General features: G+C 35.7%; 19 protein-coding genes. 12 read left to right on the forward strand and 7 right to left on the reverse strand.

Annotation, left to right across the window (positions count from 1 at the left end; translation table 11 throughout):
- Positions 1 to 102: 102 nt before the first annotated feature.
- The gene (locus tag ACAM30_RS19845) at positions 103 to 1,053 is read right to left on the reverse strand and encodes a PhoH family protein (RefSeq protein ID WP_017496394.1); all 951 of its coding nucleotides are present in this window, start codon (positions 1,051 to 1,053) and stop codon (positions 103 to 105) included.
- 240 nt (positions 1,054 to 1,293) lie between these two features.
- Here ACAM30_RS19845 and ACAM30_RS19850 point away from each other — a divergent pair, with 240 nt between their 5' ends.
- The 6 genes from ACAM30_RS19850 (at position 1,294) to ACAM30_RS19875 (ending at position 7,171) form a co-directional block, all read left to right on the forward strand.
- Positions 1,294 to 2,121, forward strand: a complete 828-nt coding sequence (locus ACAM30_RS19850) for an S-adenosyl-l-methionine hydroxide adenosyltransferase family protein (protein WP_369616243.1) — start codon at positions 1,294 to 1,296, stop codon at positions 2,119 to 2,121.
- 163 nt (positions 2,122 to 2,284) lie between these two features.
- Positions 2,285 to 2,581, forward strand: coding sequence for a putative quinol monooxygenase (locus ACAM30_RS19855; RefSeq protein WP_369616244.1), 297 nt, complete (start codon positions 2,285 to 2,287; stop codon positions 2,579 to 2,581).
- A gap of 102 nt (positions 2,582 to 2,683) precedes the next feature.
- A complete protein-coding gene (gene gldF, locus ACAM30_RS19860; RefSeq protein ID WP_369616245.1) occupies positions 2,684 to 3,412 on the forward strand; it encodes a gliding motility-associated ABC transporter permease subunit GldF in 729 nt (242 codons plus the stop codon).
- Positions 3,412 to 5,097, forward strand: coding sequence for a gliding motility-associated ABC transporter substrate-binding protein GldG (gene gldG / locus ACAM30_RS19865; protein ID WP_369616246.1), 1,686 nt, complete (start codon positions 3,412 to 3,414; stop codon positions 5,095 to 5,097). Before gldF ends, gldG begins: the two co-directional genes overlap by 1 nt.
- A 107-nt stretch (positions 5,098 to 5,204) precedes the next feature.
- Positions 5,205 to 6,323, forward strand: a complete 1,119-nt coding sequence (dnaN, locus tag ACAM30_RS19870) for a DNA polymerase III subunit beta (RefSeq protein ID WP_026109975.1) — start codon at positions 5,205 to 5,207, stop codon at positions 6,321 to 6,323.
- Positions 6,324 to 6,541: 218 nt separating this feature from the next.
- Positions 6,542 to 7,171 carry a DsbA family protein gene (locus ACAM30_RS19875; RefSeq protein ID WP_369616247.1) on the forward strand — a complete coding sequence of 210 codons (630 nt, stop codon included), beginning with the start codon at positions 6,542 to 6,544 and terminating at the stop codon, positions 7,169 to 7,171.
- A gap of 253 nt (positions 7,172 to 7,424) precedes the next feature.
- Here ACAM30_RS19875 and ACAM30_RS19880 read toward each other — a convergent pair whose 3' ends face one another.
- Positions 7,425 to 9,197 carry a DNA mismatch repair protein gene (locus ACAM30_RS19880; protein WP_369616248.1) on the reverse strand — a complete coding sequence of 591 codons (1,773 nt, stop codon included), beginning with the start codon at positions 9,195 to 9,197 and terminating at the stop codon, positions 7,425 to 7,427.
- Between the two features lie 68 nt (positions 9,198 to 9,265).
- A complete protein-coding gene (locus tag ACAM30_RS19885; protein WP_369616249.1) occupies positions 9,266 to 10,099 on the reverse strand; it encodes a universal stress protein in 834 nt (277 codons plus the stop codon).
- 181 nt (positions 10,100 to 10,280) lie between these two features.
- On the opposite strand from ACAM30_RS19885, the gene mnmE reads away from it, so the two are divergent.
- From mnmE to ACAM30_RS19900, 3 genes are all read left to right on the forward strand, one after another.
- Positions 10,281 to 11,681: a tRNA uridine-5-carboxymethylaminomethyl(34) synthesis GTPase MnmE gene (gene mnmE / locus ACAM30_RS19890; protein ID WP_369616250.1), complete on the forward strand. Its 1,401-nt coding sequence runs from the start codon at positions 10,281 to 10,283 to the stop codon at positions 11,679 to 11,681.
- A 232-nt stretch (positions 11,682 to 11,913) separates the two neighbouring features.
- Positions 11,914 to 12,486 (forward strand): helix-turn-helix domain-containing protein, encoded by a 573-nt coding sequence (locus tag ACAM30_RS19895; RefSeq protein WP_369616251.1) that lies wholly within the window; start codon positions 11,914 to 11,916, stop codon positions 12,484 to 12,486.
- Positions 12,473 to 13,621, forward strand: a complete 1,149-nt coding sequence (locus ACAM30_RS19900) for a tyrosine-type recombinase/integrase (protein ID WP_369616252.1) — start codon at positions 12,473 to 12,475, stop codon at positions 13,619 to 13,621. The genes ACAM30_RS19895 and ACAM30_RS19900 overlap by 14 nt, the downstream gene beginning before the upstream one ends.
- Positions 13,622 to 13,667: 46 nt before the next feature.
- On the opposite strand, the gene ACAM30_RS19905 is transcribed toward ACAM30_RS19900, so the two are convergent.
- From ACAM30_RS19905 to ACAM30_RS19915, 3 genes are all read right to left on the reverse strand, one after another.
- The gene (locus ACAM30_RS19905) at positions 13,668 to 14,000 is read right to left on the reverse strand and encodes a helix-turn-helix domain-containing protein (RefSeq protein WP_369616253.1); all 333 of its coding nucleotides are present in this window, start codon (positions 13,998 to 14,000) and stop codon (positions 13,668 to 13,670) included.
- 35 nt (positions 14,001 to 14,035) lie between these two features.
- Positions 14,036 to 14,323, reverse strand: coding sequence for a hypothetical protein (locus ACAM30_RS19910; RefSeq protein WP_369616254.1), 288 nt, complete (start codon positions 14,321 to 14,323; stop codon positions 14,036 to 14,038).
- Between the two features lie 191 nt (positions 14,324 to 14,514).
- On the reverse strand, positions 14,515 to 14,895 hold the full coding sequence (locus ACAM30_RS19915) for a hypothetical protein (RefSeq protein ID WP_369616255.1): 381 nt from the start codon (positions 14,893 to 14,895) through the stop codon (positions 14,515 to 14,517).
- A gap of 70 nt (positions 14,896 to 14,965) precedes the next feature.
- Between ACAM30_RS19915 and ACAM30_RS19920 the strand changes: the two genes are divergently transcribed.
- A complete protein-coding gene (locus ACAM30_RS19920; protein ID WP_369616256.1) occupies positions 14,966 to 15,817 on the forward strand; it encodes a TraM recognition domain-containing protein in 852 nt (283 codons plus the stop codon).
- Positions 15,818 to 15,868: 51 nt separating this feature from the next.
- On the opposite strand, the gene ACAM30_RS19925 is transcribed toward ACAM30_RS19920, so the two are convergent.
- Positions 15,869 to 16,303 (reverse strand): DUF1810 domain-containing protein, encoded by a 435-nt coding sequence (locus ACAM30_RS19925; RefSeq protein WP_369616257.1) that lies wholly within the window; start codon positions 16,301 to 16,303, stop codon positions 15,869 to 15,871.
- A 279-nt stretch (positions 16,304 to 16,582) separates the two neighbouring features.
- Here ACAM30_RS19925 and ACAM30_RS19930 point away from each other — a divergent pair, with 279 nt between their 5' ends.
- Entirely contained in the window at positions 16,583 to 18,430 is a 1,848-nt protein-coding gene (locus ACAM30_RS19930; RefSeq protein WP_369616258.1) for a tetratricopeptide repeat protein, read from the forward strand.
- Positions 18,431 to 18,967: 537 nt separating this feature from the next.
- The gene (locus ACAM30_RS19935) at positions 18,968 to 23,524 is read left to right on the forward strand and encodes an AAA family ATPase (protein WP_369616259.1); all 4,557 of its coding nucleotides are present in this window, start codon (positions 18,968 to 18,970) and stop codon (positions 23,522 to 23,524) included.
- The last annotated feature ends 6 nt before the right edge of the window (positions 23,525 to 23,530 follow it).

Genomic DNA, 23,530 nt, shown 5'->3' on the forward strand with positions numbered 1-23,530 from the left:
TTTTACACCTCTCTCCTTAAAGATTATTAGGTATAAAACGAATATTAATAAATGTTAAAACACATTTTACGATTTACATTTAACATTTCGCTATAATTAAACTTAGTCGTGATTTTCGATCTGCTTGTAAGCGTCAATTACTTTTTTGACTAATCGGTGGCGTACAATATCCTTATCATCGAGATAAATAATTCCGATACCTTCAATGTCTTTCAGTACCAAAAGCGCTTCTTTCAGACCGGAAATAGTTCTGCGTGGCAAATCGACCTGTCCGGGATCACCCGTAATCATAAATTTGGCGTTTTTACCCATACGGGTCAGGAACATTTTCATTTGCGAATGTGTCGTATTCTGCGCCTCATCTAAAATTACAAAGGCATTATCAAGTGTGCGTCCACGCATAAAGGCTAATGGTGCAATCTGAATAATTCCTTTTAAAATGTAATCCTCTAGTTTTTCGTTAGGAAGCATGTCGCGCAAGGCATCATAAAGAGGCTGCATGTAAGGATCGAGTTTTTCTTTCATATCGCCGGGTAAAAATCCCAGGTTTTCACCTGCTTCTACCGCCGGTCGGGTCAATATGATCCTTTTTACTTCTTTGTCTTTAAGCGCTTTTACCGCCATGGCAACACCCGTGTACGTTTTTCCGGTTCCGGCAGGTCCAACGGCAAATACCATATCATTTTTTTTGATGGTATCTACCAGTAACTGCTGGTTAGGCGTCATGGCTTTAATGATTTTACCGCCAACACCATGAACTAATATTTTGTCATGATCGTATGCTTTTTTTTCATCTTGTCCATCACTCATAATTACCCTTTCGATCACATTATCATCAATGTTATTGTATCGGGTAAAATGAAGCATAAGCCTCTGGAATCTTTTTTCGAATTCATCTAAAACTTCTTTCTCGCCAAATGCCTTCAAAGTGGTCCCTCTCGCTACTATTTTAAGCTTTGGGTAATACTTTTTAATGATTTCAAGATGCGTATCCTGAGCACCCCAAAAGTCTTTTGGAGCGATGTCTATGAGCTCAATAATTCTTTCGTTCAAATGAGATAGTTTTAAATTAAAAATAAATCAGTTTTTTATAAATCAGTAGTTGTCGGGTCTTTTTTTAGTCGCAGTTTCGACGGGAGTTTTCGGCTGGTGTGACCGAGACTGAAAACTCTGGCCAATAATTGCAATTTGTCTTTTCATTTCTTCATTTTTGCAATTACTATTACTAGCTTTGCATTTCTCAAATTTAATGAAAATTAGATTTAAATACTACCAATAGTTATAAACAAAATTATGTCAATAATTACCCTCACTACCGATTACGGCTTAAAGGACCACTTTGTTGGTTCACTAAAGGGTAAAATACTATCGGAGTATCCGGAGGTTACGCTTGTTGACATTTCGCATGACATTGACCCATTTAACACAGCCGAAGCGAGTTACGTCATTGGTGCATCGTATTTGAGTTTCCCAAAAGGAACCGTTCACTTAATTGGGGTAGATATCGAACGCAATAAAGAAAATCAGCATATTGCTATGCAATGGAACGATCATTACTTTATTTGTGCTGATAATGGTATACTGAGCATGCTTACGCAGAAAATTGTTCCGCAAAAAATTGTTGCCATCAATATACATGACCGCTTTCCCAGCGAATTTAGCGATTTGGATATTTTCATTAAGGTCGCCTGTCACATTTCTAAAGGCGGCTTGCTTAATGTTATTGGCAAAGAAATCAAAGAAATCAAGCAAATCACAGAATTACAGCCTGTAGTTGCCGGCGACAACAACTCCATAAAAGGTTATGTGATTTACATCGATCATTTCGGGAACGTGGTAACCAATATTTCGAAAAGACAGTTTACAGAAGTGGCAAAAGGACGGGCTTATGAAATTGTCATGAAACCCAAAAGTATCAAAACCATTTTACCCAATTACTCCGCCATTGCGAGCTCGGAAAAATATCCCATAAAAACATATGAAGGAGAGAAACTGGCTATTTTTAACGAAGCCGGATTCCTTGAAATTGCCATTTTCAGGAGCAATCCGTCTAAAGTGGGTTCTGCGAATAGTCTTTTAGGTTTAAATTACAGAGATGTTATTACGATTAAATTTTTATAATATTTTTTGGATTTCAGATCTGAAATTTCAAACTTAAAATACACAAAATTTCGAATTTATTTTTTTTCATCAAAAGAACAATCAATTTTGGTATTTTTGCGCACCTTTAGTTTTTGAGATATCCATAATCTAAAATCTAAAATAAGAAATCTAAAATTGCAATATGTTTGTTCGAATAGTAAAAATGAGTTTTCATGAAGAGAAAATCCCTGATTTTCTGGAGAATTTCGAAAGTGTGAAAAATAAAATACGGGAAGCGAATGGAAATCGTTTTTTAGAGTTGTATCAGGATAAAAATAATAAATGCATATTTTTCACTTACAGCTACTGGGAAACCGAACAGGATTTAGAAAATTACAGACAATCCGAACTTTTTAATACGGTTTGGAGTTTCACCAAAAAACTTTTCAATGCCAAACCCGAAGCCTGGAGCGTGGATAAATTGGTAAGCTTAAATTAGTTTCAGGTTTCAGGTTTCAAGTTTCGCATACTGCGCAAAACAGCACAACTTGAAACCTGAAACCTGAAACAAAATAAACGATTAAACAAATAAACGTTATACATGAAATCAATCATTTTAAGAGAAATAAAATCTTTTTTTGGCTCTCCTATAGGTTATTTGGTCATTGCAATCTTCTTAATCAGCAATGGACTATTCTTATGGGTATTTGAAGGCGACTACAACATTTTAAATACAGGTTATGCCGATTTAACACCCTTTTTCACCCTGGCTCCGTGGATTCTGATTTTTCTGATTCCGGCTGTCACCATGAGAAGTTTTTCTGATGAAAAAAAACAGGGAACACTGGAATTACTATTAACCAAACCTTTATCGATCTGGGAAATTGTTAACGGAAAATTTCTGGGCTCTTTCTTATTAATTGTTTTAGCCATCGTTCCAACACTTATCTATGTGAAAGTCATTTCAAATTTAGGTGCTCCGGAAGGAAATATCGATATGGGAAGTACTATCGGTTCTTATTTTGGACTATTATTTTTGATTGCTGCTTACTCCGCAATCGGGATCTTTACTTCTACCCTGTCCGAAAATCAGATTGTGGCTTTTATCATAGCCGTTTTTCTGTGCTTTATTCTTTATTTTGGTTTTGAAGGACTCGCATCACTGATTCCGGGATCTTTTTCTGCTATTGTTTCTGTCTTTGGAATGCAGGATCATTTTAAGAGTATGAGCCGCGGTGTAATCGATACTCGTGATGTAATTTATTTCTTAAGCATCACTGTATTGTTTCTCTCGTTTACTGTTTATCAATTAAAATCATTTAAAGCGTAATGAAGTCATCTACTCAACAAAATATTAAGACATTAGGCATCACCGTTTTTGTTTTAATCGCTTTAAATGTATTGGGAAGCTTGTTTTTTCACCGATTCGATTTAACCAAAGACAAACGATATACTTTATCTGAAACTTCTCTACAAATCGTAAAACAGGTAAAGAATCCCCTATCAATTAAAATTTATATGCAGGGAGAGCTTCCGGCTGACTTTAGACGTCTTCAGCAGGAAACCCGCCAGTTACTGGAAGAATTTCAGGCCTACAACAGCAATATTGTTTTTGAATTCGTTAATCCACTGGAAAACGAAGACGAAAGCATGGACGTTATTAAATCCTTGTATCAAAAAGGTCTTACACCAATAAACATTACGGTTGACGATAAAGGAAAACAATCCCAGGCAATGGTATTTCCATGGGCTGTTGCGGTTTACAACAATAAAGAAGTTAATATTCCATTGTTGAAAAACATCATGGGAGCTTCAACCACACAAAAAGTAATCGGATCGATTCAGCATTTAGAATACTCGATTGCAGATGCGATCAATAAAATCAGCAGAGACAGACAGAAAAAGGTAGCTATTATAAAAGGAAATGGAGAGTTGAACGAAATTCACATTGCCAAAATGCTACAGCAAATTCGCGAAAGCTATTATATTGGTCCGTTTACATTAGATTCTGTAGCCCAAAATCCAACGGGGACTTTGGCGGCACTTAAAAAATACGATTTAGCCATCATCTCAAAGCCAACCGAAACTTTCTCGGATGAGGAAAAACAGGTTTTAGATCAATTCATCATGAACGGAGGCAAAACTTTATGGCTAATTGATCAGGTTGCCGCTGATATGGACAGCTTGTACAATCAGGCGGGAGCAACTCTGGCTTATCCGAGAGACCTGAACCTTAACGATATGTTTTTCAAATACGGAATCCGAATCAATCCTGATCTGATCAAAGACGAACAAGGAAGCCCGCTAAAACTGGCTACCGGCGAGCAAGGAAGCGCCACACAATACCAGGATTTCATATGGAAATACGCTCCTCTGGTACAGCCAGGCAGTCAACATCCAATCGTTAAAAATCTGGGAGGAATCAAATTTGATTTCGCCAGCCCGATTGATACTTTAAAAAACGGAATTAAAAAAACAGTTTTACTGCAATCGTCTCCTTATTCAAAAGCAATCGGAACTCCTGCTCCTATTACTTTAAATAGTGTAACTGAAAAAACGACGCCACAGGATTATCCAAACAAAGGAAATGTTCCGCTTTCGGTTCTACTAGAAGGATCCTTCCACTCCGCTTTTGAAAATCGTGTTTTACCTTTTAAAGAAGATTCGTTCTTAGCAAAAGGAAAACCAAACAAAATGATCGTGATCGCTGATGGAGATCTTGCCAGAAATCAACTGGACAAAAATATGATGCCGGTTGAACTGGGCTACGATCAGCGTACCGGAAACCTCTACGACAACAAAGATTTTATGATGAACTGTATTAATTATTTGCTGGATGATACAGGACTTATTAACATTAGAAGTAAAGATGTCAGCCTGCCTTTATTAGACAAAGAGAAAGTTTATGAAAATTACACCCTCACGCAATTCATAACTATCGGACTTCCAATTCTAATTTTATTGATTTTCGGACTGGCATTTACTTACCTCCGAAAAAGAAAATACAGTAAATAGATGTTAATAAAAAAAATGCACAAATTAAGATTGTTTACGATATATTTGTAAAACCTATCTTAGTTGAAAAAGACTAAAGAAAAGAGCAAAAAAATAAAACAATAGAGATGAAATTTATAGTATCGAGTTCGTACTTATTAAAACAATTACAAGTTTTAGGTAGTGTAATTAACAGTAACAATACGTTGCCAATTTTAGACAACTTTTTATTTGAACTAAACAACAGCGAACTGACCGTTTCGGCTTCAGATCTTGAAACTACCATGTCTGCTACGTTGTCAATCGATTCTACAAGTAAAGGCAGCGTTGCCGTACCTGCTAAACTTTTGCTTGAAATTTTAAAAACGTTCCCGGAGCAGCCTTTAACTTTTACTGTTGAGGAAAACAATACTGTTGAAATTAGTTCAAACTCAGGAAAATATGCTCTTGCATATGCTGCGGGAGAAGAATTTCCAAAATCAGTAAGTCTTGAAGAACCATCTGTAACGCTTGTTCCTGCTGATGTTTTGGCAACTGCTGTAAGTAAAACTATTTTCGCTGCCGGAAATGATGATTTACGTCCGGTAATGTCGGGAGTTTTCTTCCAATTCTCACCAGAAGGATTAACTTTCGTAGCAACAGATGCTCATAAATTGGTAAAATATGCCCGTACAGATGTAAAAGCATCTCAGGTAGCTGATTTTATCATGCCTAAAAAACCTTTGAATATTTTAAAAAGTATTTTAGGAACTTCAGATGCTGAAGTAAAAATTGAATACAACGATTCAAATGCGACTTTCTCATTTGACAATTATATTTTAACCTGTCGTTTGATTGACGGAAAATACCCTAACTATGAAGCGGTAATTCCAAAAGAAAATCCAAACAAACTAATGATTGACCGTTCTTTATTTTTAAGCTCGGTGAAACGTGTGGCCATTTTCTCTAACAAAACGACACACCAAATTCGATTAAAAATTGCCGGAGCTGAATTAAACGTCTCTGCAGAAGATATCGATTACTCTAATAAAGCAGAAGAAAGACTAACTTGTGATTATCAGGGAGATGATCTTCAAATTGGTTTCAACTCCCGTTTTTTAACTGAAATGCTGACAAACTTACAATCAGATATGATTATGCTGGAAATGTCATTACCTAACAGAGCAGGAATCCTAACTCCGGTTGACGGTTTAGAAGAAGGAGAAACTGTTACGATGTTAGTAATGCCGGTAATGTTAAATAGTTAACATCAAAACTTCTTTTTGTTACAGAGATCTTTTTTAGTTTCAAATTAAAGACATATCATTGTAAAAAAAATACAACATCGCTATTAACCAACCATTTTTTATACCTAGAAACCGCAATTCCCAAAAAGAGTTGCGGTTTTTTATTCTACTAAACCCGACAGGTTTCTAAAACCTGTCGGGTTTGCTAATCGAAAACTTTTTTTCCTTATTTTTGATTTATGAAAATAGAAATTTGGTCGGACATCATGTGTCCGTTTTGTTATATCGGAAAAAGACAATTGGAAACGGCTTTAGCTGAATTTCCTAATAACGAGTTTGAAATTGAATGGAAAAGTTTCCAACTTGATCCTACTATCGAACCACAAACAGGTAAAGACGTTTATACGTTTCTTGCTGAACGAAAAGACATCTCTGTTGAACAATCCATCGAAATACATAAAGGAGTTGTAGAACACGCTAAAAGTGTCGGTTTAGACTATCATTTTGACAAAGCGATAGTTTCAAACTCCCTGTCAGCACATCGCATTATCCATTTGGCCAAAGCCAAAAATCTTGCTGATGAAATGGAGGAAATTTTCTTTAAGGCTTATTTTACAGAAGGAAGAGACCTGAACGATCCGGACACTCTGATTGAACTTGGTGTAAAAGCAGGTTTAAGTCCCGAGGAAGTCAAAGAGACAGTTGAAAATGAAAGACTTTACATTAGCGACGTCCACACCGATCTTATTCAAGCGCAGAATATGGGTATACAAGGAGTTCCGTTTTTTGTTTTTGATCGAAAATATGCGGTTTCAGGAGCTCAGCCTGTTGAGGCTTTCGTAAATACGATCAAAGAAGTACAGAAGTGATTTTAGATTGTAAGTTGGTCAGCTCTTCGACTTCGCTCAGAGGGACAACTTACAATCTACATTTTACATTTTTTCCCTTGTGGTTGCTTTATGTAAAGTTGTCTCACTCTTCGGCTTCGCTCAGAGGGACAACTTACAATCTACATTTCACATTTTTTCTCCTTGTAGTTACTTTATGTAAAGTTGTCCCACTCTTCGACTTCGCTCAGAGGGACAACTTTACAATCTATATTTTACCTCTTACATCTTACAATCATATCACTCCCATTTTCTTCATTAAAAAGGTTGCGCTCTTATTTTTACAGATTCCATCACGCAACTTGTAATCAAAGTGAAGTTCGTTATCTTTAATTTCGACTTCAAAACACTGATTGGTTAAAACCTCAGGGGATTCATTTGTTGTCAAACACACCTCAATATCGTGTGTCGCAATCGCACCAATTGCCTTTTTCGCGATTACTTTTTTAACGACTTCGATTGTTCCGTTTCGTTTATCATCGGAGTTTGTTCCTCTCAGAATCTCATCTAACAAAACAAAAGCCGGACGATCTTCTAAAGCATCCATAATTTGCTTTAATCGTTTAATTTCGGCAAAGAAGTACGATTCACTATCGGCTAACGAATCGGACAATCGCATTGAAACTAAAACAGGAAGTGGATGTATATTAGCTTTTGAAGCACAAACAACTGAACCAATTCCACCTAAAACCATATTAATTCCTAAACTTCTCAAAAAAGTACTTTTACCCGACATATTTGAACCCGTTAGAATCATGAAAGATTCAGGATAAAAGTGAGTATCATTCCCTACTCTTGTTGTTGGATTCAACAAAGGATGACTCAAATTTGAAAATCCAATTTGATACTCGGAATTAATTTCAGGAAACACAAAATCAGGATTATTATAGGATAGGTTGGCTAAACTGTTCAGAGCTTCAAATTCACCAACTATATTAATCCATTGCTCCAGCTTTTCAGAATAGTTATCTTTCCACTTTAAAAGCGCTTGTAAAACATGCAGATTGAATAAAAACATACCATTAAAAACCGTAGCCGTCACAAAATTATTGATCGTATCCATTCTCGAAAACAACTCTGAAAGATCTTTTAAATGTTTGCTCGCCGTTGCATTCTTAAAAATAAGCTCCTGCTGTAACGCAATCAATCTTTTTGACTGAAAAGTTTCCGTTTCAATTTTCTGAACCAGTAAACTATATTGCTTAATCATTTTATCCACATTATCAGCCTTTGCTATCTCTGACTGAATTCGTTTAAAAGAACTACCTAAAACAATCATATTCGCAATAAAAATATACGACAGATAAGATAATAAAATTATTTTTGAAGTAATGAAATAAGCTGTTAGAAAGCCAAAAAATAAGACTGGAAGAATAACTGATAATGCAATTAAAACTTTAGGTAATTTATTATTTTTAAATGATTTCCAATAAATTAAAGCATCATAAGTATTCTTTGTGTCATAACTAATCATTGCCAGGGCCAAAAAATCCTGACGCCAATCCATTTTAGTTTTCAATTCGTTGATTGCTTCCTGATTTTCGAGAATAGTTTCATTGGAATACAAATTAAGTAATCGATTTGCCAGTGTTTTTTTTCCGATATAAGTGGCGGTTCTGTTAAGATTTTGAAACAAAGAATGTTCTCCAAAAATATCGAGATCGTACGCATACGGATGATTGAAGTCATTGAATTCTATTCCGTTCTCAAAAGGAAGTTTTTCTCTTTTCAGATAAGCAATTTCGTTCTGATTTAGTTTTAGAACTGCCTTAGTATGTTCTCTCTTAAAAGATAAATGCGAATGAACACGCATTAAAAAAAGAAAACCAACAAAAGACAGAAAAGCAAAAGCTACGTAAAGTATTTCATTCGTTTTTATGTAGTAAAACAATAAAAACAAACACAGAAATACGCTTAAAAGGCGCAGCATACTGATGCTATTGTGTTTTTTGTTGATTTTATTAAAGAGTACTGTATAGTATTCAACTTTATTGTGATAGGCTTCCATTCTTATAAATTAATGAAACACAAATATAGCTTTTACACTTACATTCTAATACTAATTAGTCTCTGAATTTAGGTTTCATGCATAACCAAAACCGGTATCGAAACTTCCTTGGTTATTTTTTTACTGAAACTGGATTCGAAAATACTTTCAAAAAAAGTTTTTTTATGTGTAATAACCGTCAGAACGTCCACATCTTTATAGAGGACAAAATCAAGTATCGTCTCTTTTACTTCATCGCTTGGCAGTACCAGGAACTCTACATTTTCATGAGCAAATTCTTTATCCCATTCTTTAATTGTGGCATCAGAAACATCTGTATTTGATGCTCTAACGTATAAACTTTTTACTTTAGCATTTGTTTTTTTTGCTATTTCCAAAACTTTTCGAAGCTCAGCCTTGTCTTTCTCACGGTAGCGGGTTGTAAAACCAATTGTTTTTATTTTTTTGAATTTTGCATCTGCAGGGATACACAAAACGGGTACTTTAACTTCTGAAATTACAGAACTTGTATTTGACCCCAGAAAGAATTTTGTCCAGTCTGAAACACCTGAAGTTCCCATTATCACAAAATCGATATGATCCTCTTCTACTGCATTTTTCAGATTAAAAATCAAATCACCATCCATTAGACGATGTTTAATCACAATATGATCTAATTTTCGTTCTGCAGCAATAGTTCTAAGCTTCGGAATCTCATCTTTAAACATTTCAAACTTTGCCAGTTCGATTGAGCTGTAAATGGAAGCATAATTTTCAGGGAAAAACTGACTATCGTAAACCGGAATCTCAAAAGTGTGTAACAAAACTAATTCGGCGTTTACAATTTTGGCAAATTCTAAGGCATGGACAAAAGCATTTGTCGCCGCTTCTGAAAAATCTGTGGGAAATAATATCTTTTTCATTTTGCTTGAGATTAAAGGTTTGTTTCTCAAATTTAAACATTCTAATTTCAAATCAAACTGATAATTATCAGTATTTTAACATTTAAAAAATTACTAAAATTGATATTTAAGAGACTACAAGTCTCATTTTCAACTCTACTTTGAATTCGCAACTTTATGGCTTTTTTTATACCTTTGCCACATGATAAATCAAGACTCTATAGTTGCATTGGCTACCCCATCCGGGGCTGGAGCTATTGCGATCATTCGTATTTCAGGTTCCGATGCTATTACCATTGGGAATTCGGTTTTTAAATCCATCAAAAACAAAGACTTAACACTACAGAAAACCCATACTTTGCATCTAGGTCATATTGTGGATGATTCTAAAACACTTGACGAAGTATTAGTTTCCGTTTTTAAAGGACCGAACTCTTATACAGGAGAAAATACGATCGAAATTTCATGTCATGGCTCGACTTATATTCAACAGCAAATTATTCAATTATTGCTCAGAAAAGGATGCCGAATGGCCGATGCAGGAGAATTTACCCTTAGAGCTTTTCTAAATGGAAAACTTGATTTATCGCAGGCAGAAGCGGTTGCTGACTTGATTTCATCAGATAATGAAGCGTCACATCAAATCGCTATGCAGCAAATGCGCGGTGGTTTTAGCAATGAAATTGCCAAACTTCGTGAAGAGTTACTAAACTTTGCTTCTTTAATCGAATTAGAGCTGGATTTTGCTGAAGAGGATGTAGAATTTGCCGACCGAACGCAGTTTCATGATTTACTGAATAGAATTGAATTTGTTCTAAAACGTCTTATTGACTCGTTTGCCGTTGGTAACGTTATTAAAAACGGAATTCCGGTGGCTATCGTAGGCGAACCCAATGTGGGTAAATCTACTTTACTAAATGCCTTATTGAACGAAGAGCGCGCTATTGTTTCTGACATTGCGGGGACAACACGCGACACGATCGAAGATGAACTAGTGATTGGCGGAATTGGTTTCAGATTTATTGATACAGCAGGAATCCGCGAAACTAAAGATGTAGTCGAAAGCATCGGAATCAAAAAAACATTTGAAAAAATTGACCAGGCTCAGCTTGTGGTCTTTTTATTTGATGGTTTCAGGTTTCAGGTTTCAGGTTCTGACTATATTGTAGAAATCGAAAAAGTAAAAAACAAATACCCTCTTAAGCCTATATTAGTTGTCGTCAATAAGGTTGATTTATTGAGTGAAAATGAAATTGAGAACATTAATCAAAAACTTGAAACTTTAAACTTAAAACTTCTAAAAATTTCGGCTAAAGAAAATATTGGAGTGGAAGAATTAAAGAACCAACTGCTTTCTTATGTCAATACCGGAGCACTTCGTAATAATGAAACTATTGTAACCAATACAAGACATTACGATTCTCTACTTAAAGCACTGGATGAAATTCAGAAAGTAAAATTTGGTCTTGAAACGAATCTTTCAAGCGACCTTATTGCACTTGATATTCGCGAAGCTTTATACCAATTTGGCCTTATTACCGGTCAGGTTTCTAATGATGAATTACTAGGGAATATTTTTGCTAATTTCTGTATTGGAAAATAGAGAGACAAAATATCACAAAACAACAACAAACAAATCAGTTAAAATATTGATAATCAATATTTTAACTCGTTTTTATTTCAATTTTACTTTGGATATTATGCGATGTTTTGTTTAAATTTGTACCTCATTTGTACCTCGAAATTCGAGTTACAGATAAATATTTTTTTTTGGCCAAATGATGGCACACAGAGACACACATAGACACAGTGGGACACTTAAAGTCACAAATTCTATGAGTTCAAAAATCGAGATTACCAGAATCTGCGAATGCTGTAAAAATGAGTTCACAGCGCGCACAACAAAAACACTTTACTGCTCTCTAAAATGTAGCTCCAGGGCTTATAAATCAAGGACTAGACAATCTAAAATTGATCAGAGCAACAAGGAGACAGAAAAGGCTAAAAATCCAAATTTGGAGGTCATAAAGACCAAAGATTATATCGATGTTAAAATGGCCAGTAATTTGCTCGGTATAAGCAGAAGGACCATATACAGGCTCATCGAGCGTGGCGAGCTTGATATTGCTAAGTTCGGAACCCGAACCGTTCTGCGAAGATGTGATCTGGATGCCTTTTTCTCTATTCCTTTAGAGGAATCAATGCTTCGGCCTGTTCAGGAATTTCCTGGATTAGAAAATTGCTATACCATAACACAGATTCAGCAAAAATTTGGAATCTCACCAGGAGCACTGTACATGCTTATACAGCGCCGAGGAATAACAAAATATTCAGTAGGGAAATTTAATTACGTTGCTAAACGCGACATTAATATAATATTTAATGCAAGGGAAGATGAAAAAGATTAATGTACAACTAAGAGAGAAGTCAATATCAAATGGAAAGATATCTCTTTATCTGGATTATTATCCGCCAATTCTAAACACAGAAACCGGCCAACTTACAAGAAGGGAATTTCTTAAACTGTATCTATTTGCCAAACCTTCTAATCAATTTCAAAAACGTTCTAACATTGAAAGCCTTCATATAGCAGAGCAAATTAAAATCCGCAAACTGACTGAACTTCGTAAAGATGAGATATACTCAGTCTTCGAACTGGAGCAGTTGGAAATACAAAAAATAGGACAAGGCTCGTTCTTAGAATATTTTAAAAATCTAAGTGAAAAAAAAATAGGCAAAAATTATCAAATATGGACTACTGCCATTGCCCATTTTGAGAATTTTTTAAATGGACATGATATTCTATTTAAAGATGTCACGGTTACTTTAATGGAAGACTATAAAGAATATTTACTGCGGGCAAAAAGCAGAAGAGAAAGCGATAAAACATTAGCGCAAAATACGGCGCTATCCTATCACAATAAACTTAAAACCACATTAAAAAGGGCCTACAGAGAAGGTAAACTCAGGACTGATATTAATGCAGGAATTGATTCCATAAAAGAAAAAGAATCCCAACGAAATTTTTTAACGATGAGCGAAGCTAAAAAATTATTTCAAACACCATGTTCAAGTGATATTGTACGCAATATCGCAATGTTTTCTACTCTGACAGGACTTAGATACTCGGACATTGCGAAATTAAACTGGTCCGAACTCCAATTTATTGAAAATGACGGACATTACATCCGATTTAAACAAAAGAAAACCGAAGGACTTCAAACAATCCCTATTTCTGATGAAGCTTTTTATATTCTAGGCAAAACAGGTGGCGAAAACAAAGATGAGAGAGTCTTTAAAAATCTAAAAAAATGGGAAGTAGACAGAGTTTTGCCTATATGGATAGCAGATGCCGGCATTAACAAACACATTACCTTTCACTGTTTTCGTCATACTTATGCAACTTTACAAGTTTCTTCGGGTACAGATATTTTCACCGTCTCTAAAATGCTAGGGCATAAAAGTGTAAAAACAACGCAGATCTACACAAAAATTATTGATGAGAAAAAGAGAGAAGCTGCAGAAAGAATTACTCTAAAATAGATATAAAAAAAAGCCATCACATACTGTTGTGATGACTTTATAAGCTTTAAAAAATTTTAGTATGATCGCGTCTTAGCTCATTTTGTATCTCTGTTTTAGTTTTTATTCTACCTGCACTAATCCATTCCAACAATTCAGTTCGATAAAAATAAAGCCTTTTACCTTGCTTATTTGCAGGTATTTCATTCCTGCATACTTTTGAGTAAATTGTAGCTACTGATAGTTTTAAAAATTTAGCGGCTGCCTCTATAGTAAGAAGCTCTTCTGATTTATTGAAATGGGAATGGCTTAACTCCTGAAGCAGCTGCTCTATCTTATCAACTTTTAGATATAACTTACCAACTACAACAGGTAAATTTTCGAACGTAAACTCATCCATCGCTAATAGAATTAAAAGTTATTTTTAAGTATCATCTATTCTTCCAAAAAATATATTTTACTAGCCTTTGTCTTCTTAAAAGAAGGCTCATATTTTATGTATCCGTATTTGCTCAATTCCCCAATACACTTATAATAAGTATATGGTGACGAAATTTTTGCTATTGATGTAATCTCATATCTAGATGCTTCAATAGGATTTATAAATCCCTTGCCCGTTCGAAATTGAAGCAGAGCTGCATATATGGCAATATGAGTTGTACCAATCCGGAAATCCTTTTCAATGGCTGAGAAGAAATCTGTCAAAGGTTTTAAAGTCTCCATAATCTTAGTTTATATTCTTTTGCGATTAGATACTTGCTTTTTACTGAATTATTAAGCAGAATTCATTTTTAGGATTCTCATCGTAAAAAAATTAATCTACCTCACGAGTATATCAGTTTTTAACTTCTGCTTCTACCCTATCGCTACTATCAAAGGTGTTCATTACTTAATTCTTAATATTACACTATAGACTAAACGGATCTACTCACTTTTCTCCTTCGCGTATTCTCCTTCTTTTCTGCGCGCTCAGGTTCTGTATCAGAATCCTGTTGTTTAGAATTTTTTGCGATCACCTTTTCATTGGATTCTGACTGTTTCTGATCCTTATCTACTCGATGGTTAATTCTCATCAAATTTGCATCGTAGATATTAATCGTTTTAAAATGAGGATTGGCCTCAATAAACTGCTTCACTTCTGTACCTTGTTTCATAAATGTAACAGATTGAATATTTCCCTTTTTCAAAGAGTTCAAAAGATCTTCTTTGTATTGAGGAGTTCCCAACTCTTTAATAGAGTGCTTGGCCAGAGCCGCTTCAAGATCATAACCGTAATTCTGATGATATTGATTCAACTTAAAATTACCGGTACCGTCTTCGGTTTGTTTAAAATCTAATTTTAACCGTGCCTATCTTCAGAATGTCATGGAGCAGCTGGAGGGACAGATAGCATCTACTAAGATATCTATGGCAAGGCTTTCCAGTGCACAGCTTTACTATGTGCTCTCTGGAAATGACTTCACACTTGACATTAATAATCCTGAAGAGCCCAAGATTGTCTGCATGGGAAACAACCCGCTTAAAATTCAAACCTATGGCGCTGTTCTCTCGCTTTATGTGAGCAGGCTCATTAAGCAGGTAAACCAGAAAGACAGGATTAAAAGCAGTCTCATATTTGATGAATTCCCGACCATCTATCTCAATAATATGGACAGCCTGATCGCCACGGCAAGAAGCAATAAAGTAAGCACCTGTTTGGGGATTCAAGACTTCAGCCAGCTGCGCAAGGATTACGGCCGCGAACAGGCGGATGTAATTGTTAACATAGTTGGAAATATTGTTTCAGGACAGGTCAGCGGAGACACGGCCAAACAGCTCTCCGAACGTTTTGGAAAAATAATGCAGGACCGCGAGAGTATTTCCATAAACAGCTCGGATACCTCAATCAGCAGATCAAAACAGTTGGAAGCTGCATTGCCTGCTTCTAAAATTTCCAGTTTGAGTTCCGGTGAATTTATAGGCATAACAGCCGATAATCCCAACTGTAAAATAGAACTCAAAACATTTCATTCGGAAATAATCAATGATCACGAGCAGCTTAAAATAGAAGAACGCTCCTATCAGGGAATTAGCTCTGTTCGTATTATAAACAACGTAATTATTGAACGCAATTATCTTCAGATAAAAGAAGATATATCCGAAATTGTAAATTCAGAAATGGAGCGCCTTATCCATGACCCTGCTCTGTCTCATTTAGTTATCAAAAAGAAAAAATAATCACTCGCTGCTTTAATTATTTTCTTGAAGCAGATTAAAGAAAAATATTTTTTAACTGCCCGATTCTTTTATAATCTGCAGTGTCTTTTCGTCCAGCTCTCCATTGTAATATTTGTCAAACACCTGCCTGAAACATTCAGACGTATCAGGCAGAAGGCTGAACAGCGTCATGCAGGATTTTAGCTTTCTTTCATCTGGCCTCCCAAGGATTTCCAGTGCCGTTTTGTTCTCGATTTGGAGCATTGCACATGTAATTTCATCAAGCCGTCTGCCCAGAATCGGATGATTGAAATACTTTGAAGCCTCCTTCAGGTTTTCAATGCCGTAAAAGATATTGTAATCCGTGAAGCCCAGCCCTCTTAGCTGCGGGAATATAAACCACATCCAGTGGGTCTGTTTTCTTCCTGCTCTGATTTCCAGCAGTGCATTGTTATAGGATTGCTGCTGCGCTTCCAAAAAACGGTCCAGATCATATTGCTTTTCCATTGAAGGTTTTTTAATTACTTTTTTTTATCTTACTATACTCTATCAGTACAATCTCTATTGCATTTTTTCAGTATTTTTATCTTATAAATTTACCACTAATATTTACAAAGACATTTTCATGAGTTGGAAAAACATTAAGAATGTAAAATTTTATTTGCTCCTGAAACCTACTGTGGTATAATGTCTGTTTTTTTATTTAATCAGTTTGCTCTTTGGGCTCTAATTACATCAAATCCTTTTTTTGCTTTTAGTATTTTAGAAATTAATACACATTAACACATGGATGCCATTTCTCCCGACTTTACCGAAAAAACAAAGAAAATATTAGCAAAAATGGCTAGTGAGCGCTGCTGTTTATGTGAAGAAATTACCAGTATTCCAAATTCTTCTGATTCGAACTATGTGCGGATAGGTGAAGCGGCGCATATATCCGGAGCAAGGAAATCATCGGACCTCAGATTTATTGAAAATCTGACTAATGAAGACAGGAAAAATCATACCAATGGTATCTGGCTTTGCAGTAACTGCCATACTACAATAGATCAGGATGAGATTTTTTTCACCATTGATAAACTGCATAAAATACGGGCAGAACATTATCAAAGAATACGAAACGGCCGCTACAGCAAAAGTTCATTTACAAAAATTGATGAACTTAATGCAGAAATAATAAAGCTCAATCAAAAAATTAAAGATAAAGAAAAATTGCTCCAGCAGAGTGACAAGATTTTTCAAATTGAAATTACCGATCTTCGCATGAAGATCCAGAATTTAATTCAGCAGAAAGAAAAACTTTGGGAAGACTACAATTCTATTCTAATCAACATTGAGCAGGCGGATCAGTTTGACGAAATATACAGGCTAGTCTTCGAAGAAAATAATCTGGAACGTGCTTTAGAGTATTTATCTGACGATAAACTTGAGAAGGAAGAAAAGAAATTAGCGAGGCAGTACATCTTAAAAGCAGATATTTTTAAGCTTCAAAATAAAAAGGAAGCAGCTCAATACTACCGCAAGGCATATGCAGTCCATCAAAGCTTTAATGTTGCCAAATTCTATATCCGTTACCTGGACGATATCCGCAATTTTAATTCTTTAGCAGAATTTATGATAGAAATTCTTGAAACAGGTCTTAATATTGAAGACAGGATAGCACTAAACGGACAGCTTGGAACCATCTACAGCAAAATAAATCCAGACCTAGCCGAAAAATATTATAAGACTGCTATAAATTTAATCGACCAGAAGATTGAACATGACCCTCACTATTATACCTTAAAAGCAGGATTTCTAAATTATTTGGGCGCCTCTTATAAAAACAATAATAATCTGGTTGCAGCTCTTTCGGCATGTGAAGAATCATTAACAATTTTCATCTCTGGAAAAATCCCCCTTGAAGATAAAGAAATAGTATTTTATGAGTTGGCGGCACTGTATAACACAATCGCTCGCATTTATATTTTAAATCAAAATTACGTGGAAGCTGAGCAATATGTACACCTAGCAGTAAAAATTGCAAAAGAAAAAATTAACGATGAAGGGGAATTACTGGCTACCATCTATATAAATTTCTGCAGTCTCTTTAATCTGTCAAATTCGACAGACAATAAGGCATTCGTTGAGATTGTTGATCAAACCATCTCCATTTTCACCGCCCTTTATGAAAAAAATCCCCTTCAGTTTGTTGAAAAACTAGTAGCATCACACTGCAAAAAAGCGGAGTTCAGTTTTGCCCTTAATCATATTGAAGAGTTTCACCATCACCTTGCCGTATCTGAAATTATTTCACAGCAGTTTGTCGAGCTTCACCAGAAGGGATTTGAATTTCTTCTCTCAGAAATATACATTCGTAGAGCTAGTTTTTACATAATTTCAGGGGATTCTAAAATGGCATCCGAACAGGTTGATAAAGCACTGCTTTATTTTGAGAATTCACAGTTCAATGACTCTGATACCATTTCGAAATATGCCTCTTTATCACTTTTGAAATGCAGGCTTACCGATAATAGGGATCAAAAGAAAAATCTCTTAGTTAGAGTAAAACAAAAGATGAAGCCGTTTATAAATAATAACTCAACCTCATTATATATTTATAATGAAATTCAACAGGAACTTAAAAAAATATAATGTGACCTAAACAAGATTTCAAACAGTCCAGATACTCACCCAACCCGCATACAATTTTAAAAAATTGAAAAATTGAAATATCAGATTTTGAAGCAGAAGATAAAACTTTGCATCTGCAGCAAGCTAATATTAAAGCGCCTTTACCAGTGGCAAGTTTATCCAAAGAAGCCTCTCCGGAATGATAGAATGCAAAATAAACCAGCTTTAAAAATACTTTCAGTACCAATTGCTTCAGATTTTGGTGGAAATCCATAAAAACTGATTTAATAAAAAACGGATCGGAGTTAATTTTGTCTTTATTTTTATATAAAGTGTTGAAGTTATTGCAATGATCGTTTGTAATTGATACAGGGCTTCAAAAATAACTATGGAAAAATTTAGAAAAGCCGCTTATCTAGCCTGAGTATTCGAAATAAAAAATGCTATATTTGGATAGATCGTGTCTTCTGGCAATTTTTTTTTGTTACCGTTATCCCGCAATTCGTTAAAAATAAAGAGAAAAAACTCATTGGAGATGATCTTTAAAAAAAAAAATCTATGTCTTTAGTTAACTATGAACAGCCAATTGTTACGATCCTGTCTGCAGAGAATAAACCTATGGCTGCTGCAAATAAATCTTTTCCCTATAATCAGATAGCCGATCCACGCCGTTTTGAACAACTATTGTACTCCATTTACAGTATAAGGATCGCAGAAAACAGCTTTGAACAGTTTGACTCCGTTAGCCTGATGTCAGGAGTTAGCGAGAAAGGACGTGACTGCGCTTTGTTTACATCGGGAAAGAGCACCGGACTTATCCAGTGCAAAAAACATGGCACTAATCTTTCCATCGCCTCATTTGGGGAGGAGATAACAAAATTTGTGCTTTACAGCTTACTGGAACCAAAACTTATTGCCGACCCGGACAATTTTACTTATTACATCGCCGTATCCACAGGCTTTGTGTCGGATTGCAGTGATTTCATTGATAATTTCCATCAAAACATCATACAGGAAAAGCAGGAGCTTCAAAAGTGGATCGCAGGAAACTTAAAAAAGCCGACACTGAAGGATCTAAAACTTCAGCAAGATTCCCTGCTTGGCACTCTGCTTGATATTTTTTCCAGAATAAAGGTTAAGAAAATTGGCCCGTCTGACCTGGATGCACTGCTAACACTACCTTCATGCACCCACCTAATAGATTCTTTCTTTGATGTGCGTACCGTAATAAACCAGCAGGCTTCGCAAAAGATTATAAATTACCTTGACAATACACTTGATGAACCAAAAATAAAAGCAGCGCTGAAAAAAAGTTCTGCAGCTTTATCTTTGGAAAAAAACCATCTGGAGGAGATTGCCGATTCCCATATTGAAAGAAATGAAACACAGTTCCTTATGGATTGGATAACAGAAAAAAGCGACAGGGACAGTAAAGGCAGACCTTTAAATATCTGCCTTCTTGCCGGAAATGCGGGAATGGGCAAAACAGTCATTTTAAAAGATTTATATGATCGGCTTACTGAATTGGAAATTCCTGTTATGGGCCTAAAAGCTGACAGGCTGGTAAGTACCAGTATTGTTGAGTTGCAGCATAAAATCGGTCTTACTGTTCCAGTGCTGGATTTTATTGAACAGTGCAAAGAAAAATACCCGAAAACTGTAATTCTTATCGATCAGATTGATGCACTTTCCCAGGCAATGTCTGCAGACCGCAATTATCTTAGGGTTTTTAAAAGTATAATTGACTCTTACACCTACGATGCCAATGTACGGATAATAATATCGGTCAGACTTTTTGATCTTCATTATGACCCTTCGCTGAGAATCTATAAAAGTTTGAAAACGATCCATACTGAACCTTTTACGGAAGAGCAGGTCGCCGGACTGCTGGAGAAGGCAGGTATTGCACACAACAAACTAGCTCCTAAGCTCTTGCAGCTTTTGAGAACCCCAAACCATATCAATATCTTTACACGACTGCCTTCAGCGGTAAAATCATCAAACTCGATTAGAAACCTGCAGGATCTCTATACAGAACTTTACAAACTAAAGGTACTTACCGTTGATGCAGCAGCACCTGTGCAGCCGGCCGAATTAAAAAAAGTGCTTTTTAAAATCACCTCAAAAATGTTCGACAGCCAAAGCATTAACATAAGTGAACTTCCCTTTGAGGATTATAAAAAAGAACTAAATTATCTTGAAAGCGAGAGGCTGATCAAAATAGAGCAGGCACAGATACAGTTTTTCCACCAGACGTTTTATGATTTTATTTTCGCTAAGCGATTTGTGGAAAAATCATTGAGCTTATATGCATATATTCATAAAGAAGATCAGTCAATTTTTATCAGATCTGCCGTAAATATGATATTTACCTATCTAAGACAGTATACACCGGAAACCTTTATAGAGGAACTTCGAAAGATTTTTACCGATAAGAAGATCCTCTTTCATATCAAGCAGCTTTGCTTCTCTCTGCTGCTTTTTGTGGAGGATCCTACCGCCGAAGAAAAAAAAATGGCCTCAGTGGTATTGCTTGAAAGTATAGATTTTGAACTTTTATTCTTCGAACGAGCACGGTCAGATAAATGGCTGGAATATGCTTTGGAAAAAAAACTAATAAACAGTTTTTTAAATGCTCTCAAGCTGACAGACTCTACACAGGTCAATGCAGATAGAAACAAAGTCTTTCTTCATTATGTTTCAGATTTTCTGCAGTACTATATGGAAAAAAGTAATGGTGATGCGTGGTCATATATATTGGGACTAGATAACCTATATATCAAAGAAACTATCCTTTCCAGGTTAAACAGCTGGAAAGACCAGAATGCTTTTGCTCTTCTGGAGCAATGCGTGGATTTTTATCAAAATGATCCCTTCGGATATTTTCTTGCCTTAGAAAAAATCGCTGAAACTAATCCTGAATACTGCCTGAATACTCTAAAGGAAAGATTCCTTGCCAAAGAATGGATGGAAAGAGCAAGACATACCGATCATCAGGAAAAAAAAGTATTTGAAACCCTCACAAAACATATCCCGGAAAAAATTATTGATTTGCTGCTTCCAAAGCTCATTGCCGAATTAGTGGCAAATAAGGGCTCGTATACTGAATTGTACGATGATTATTTTTATGCTGATGTAAACCTTTCAACAGCTAATGAGTCGCATGATAAAGGGTACTACTATTTGCTTTTGGCACGCTGTCTGCGCCAGTCGGCGCAAAAGCATGATCAAATATTCCTAAAATTTGTTCAGGAGCATCGAAATTCGGAATTTGAGGCTTTACTGCGGCTTTTAGTTCATGCTGTAAATGGGTCCGAAAAGAACTATGTACAGGAAACTTTTAACCTCTTTCAGCATTTTTACGATAATAAAAGATTCATGACCTCAAGTGATCTGGGTGTGGAATACCGGGACCTGTTTCAAAAAAGCCTTCCTTTCTTCAGCCAGTTGCAGTTGAAGGAAATCACGACAATGATCATCAATCTTAAAATTCCAGGTGAGACAGCAGTATTCAGCAATCGAACCTTTTATCTGAATATCGGCCATACCCAGCATGTACTTCTACAGCGTTTTTCTGATGCCATGATACTCCAAAATAAAGATCTCAGAAATCTCAGACTTGAATTAAACCGTAAATTTAAGCCATACAAAGAAACATATCGATCTCGTAATCTGTTGGCCGGAGTCGTACACAGGCCTCTGTCAGATACTGCCTACCAGAGAATGTCGGTAAAGCAGTGGCTGAAATCATTTAAGAAATATAACTCCCAAAGAGATCCTTTTCAGGGCAATTCAAGAAAGGGAGGGCTTTATGAACACGCCGGGGCTTTTAAAGATTTTACTAAAAAATATCCGGGCGCAGATAAAGCGGAGATTATTGAAAAAGTAATCCAAGATGGCCAAATAAATCTTGAATATGCCCTTAATGGACTTAAAGGATTATGTGAAGCCGAGTTCGATGCTGAAAAAATCCATCATTTGTTCAAAAAGATTTTTCCATTCAGGCAAACTTTCATGGATAAATATTCTTTTTTAGATATTGCTTATTACCTTCTAAAATCCAGCATAGAAGATGCCCAGTTATTGGATTATCTAATTCTAACAGCAAAAACATATGAAGGAAAAAAAACAGACAATTCAAAATACGCAGAAACATCCATCGGGGGACTTTTAACTTCCGGCATAAATACAATTTACGGGCGCGCTGCAAAGAACCTTATTTTTCTTCAGATTGATAAGTACGAAGATCTTATTTTTCCTGCAGTTGAGTATATGCTTCAAAATGGTCCAGATGAACAGAAAGCCGTTATAGTCCATTATTTTGCATACTTAAACAAAATCAACCGTGAAAAGTCATTCAAAATTTTTATTGAGCATCTCCAGCAGGAAGATAATGTTTATGTGCTGGCATCGGCAATATGGTCTATGCAGTATATGAGCAATCATGATTTTAAAAAATTAATTCCAATATACCGCAGACTTATTTCATGCAGATCATTAGGAAAGGAAGACTCAAAATGGCTATTTTCCATTCTTTTTATTTCTTACCTTCTGCAAAAAGAAGGCGCGGAAGAACTGCTTTTTGACTTTATCGAAGTAAATTCTTCTTCAGGCAGCTCATCTCTTAATTTTATATTTGAACATTTCTATTTAAAGGAAGACTCTCCAGAAAGATCTAATAAAGTGCTTCAGCAGATTATAGGGTCAGTTGATGCGGATCCGGATGAAAAACTGCAGATCTTCTATTCAGAATTTGAAACACTTAAACTAGATGATATTGCAGAGTTTTTGGCGCAGTACATTAATTCCAAAAAATTCCGGTTTTCAGGTTCTCTTGTCAGATACCTAACCCAACAATGCAGCTACAATCCGGCTCTCTGCATCAATCTTTTTAATAAGGCAGTAGAATCAGATACCCCTAACCTGCATCGTGACAGGGGCTATCAAAGGGATAATGAAACAACACGATTTATTATTGGAGCCTTTAGCTCCTTAAAAGACTCCAGTAAACAAAGCAGGAAGCTCAAAAAACAATTGCTGCTGTCATTTGATAAACTCCTCAGGGATTACAGTTCCAGAAAAACATCTGAAAAAGTGCTTGAAGAATTAATCTAGTAAGCA

The organism is Flavobacterium sp. CFS9, from assembly GCF_041154745.1.
Taxonomy (GTDB): Bacteria; Bacteroidota; Bacteroidia; order Flavobacteriales; family Flavobacteriaceae; genus Flavobacterium.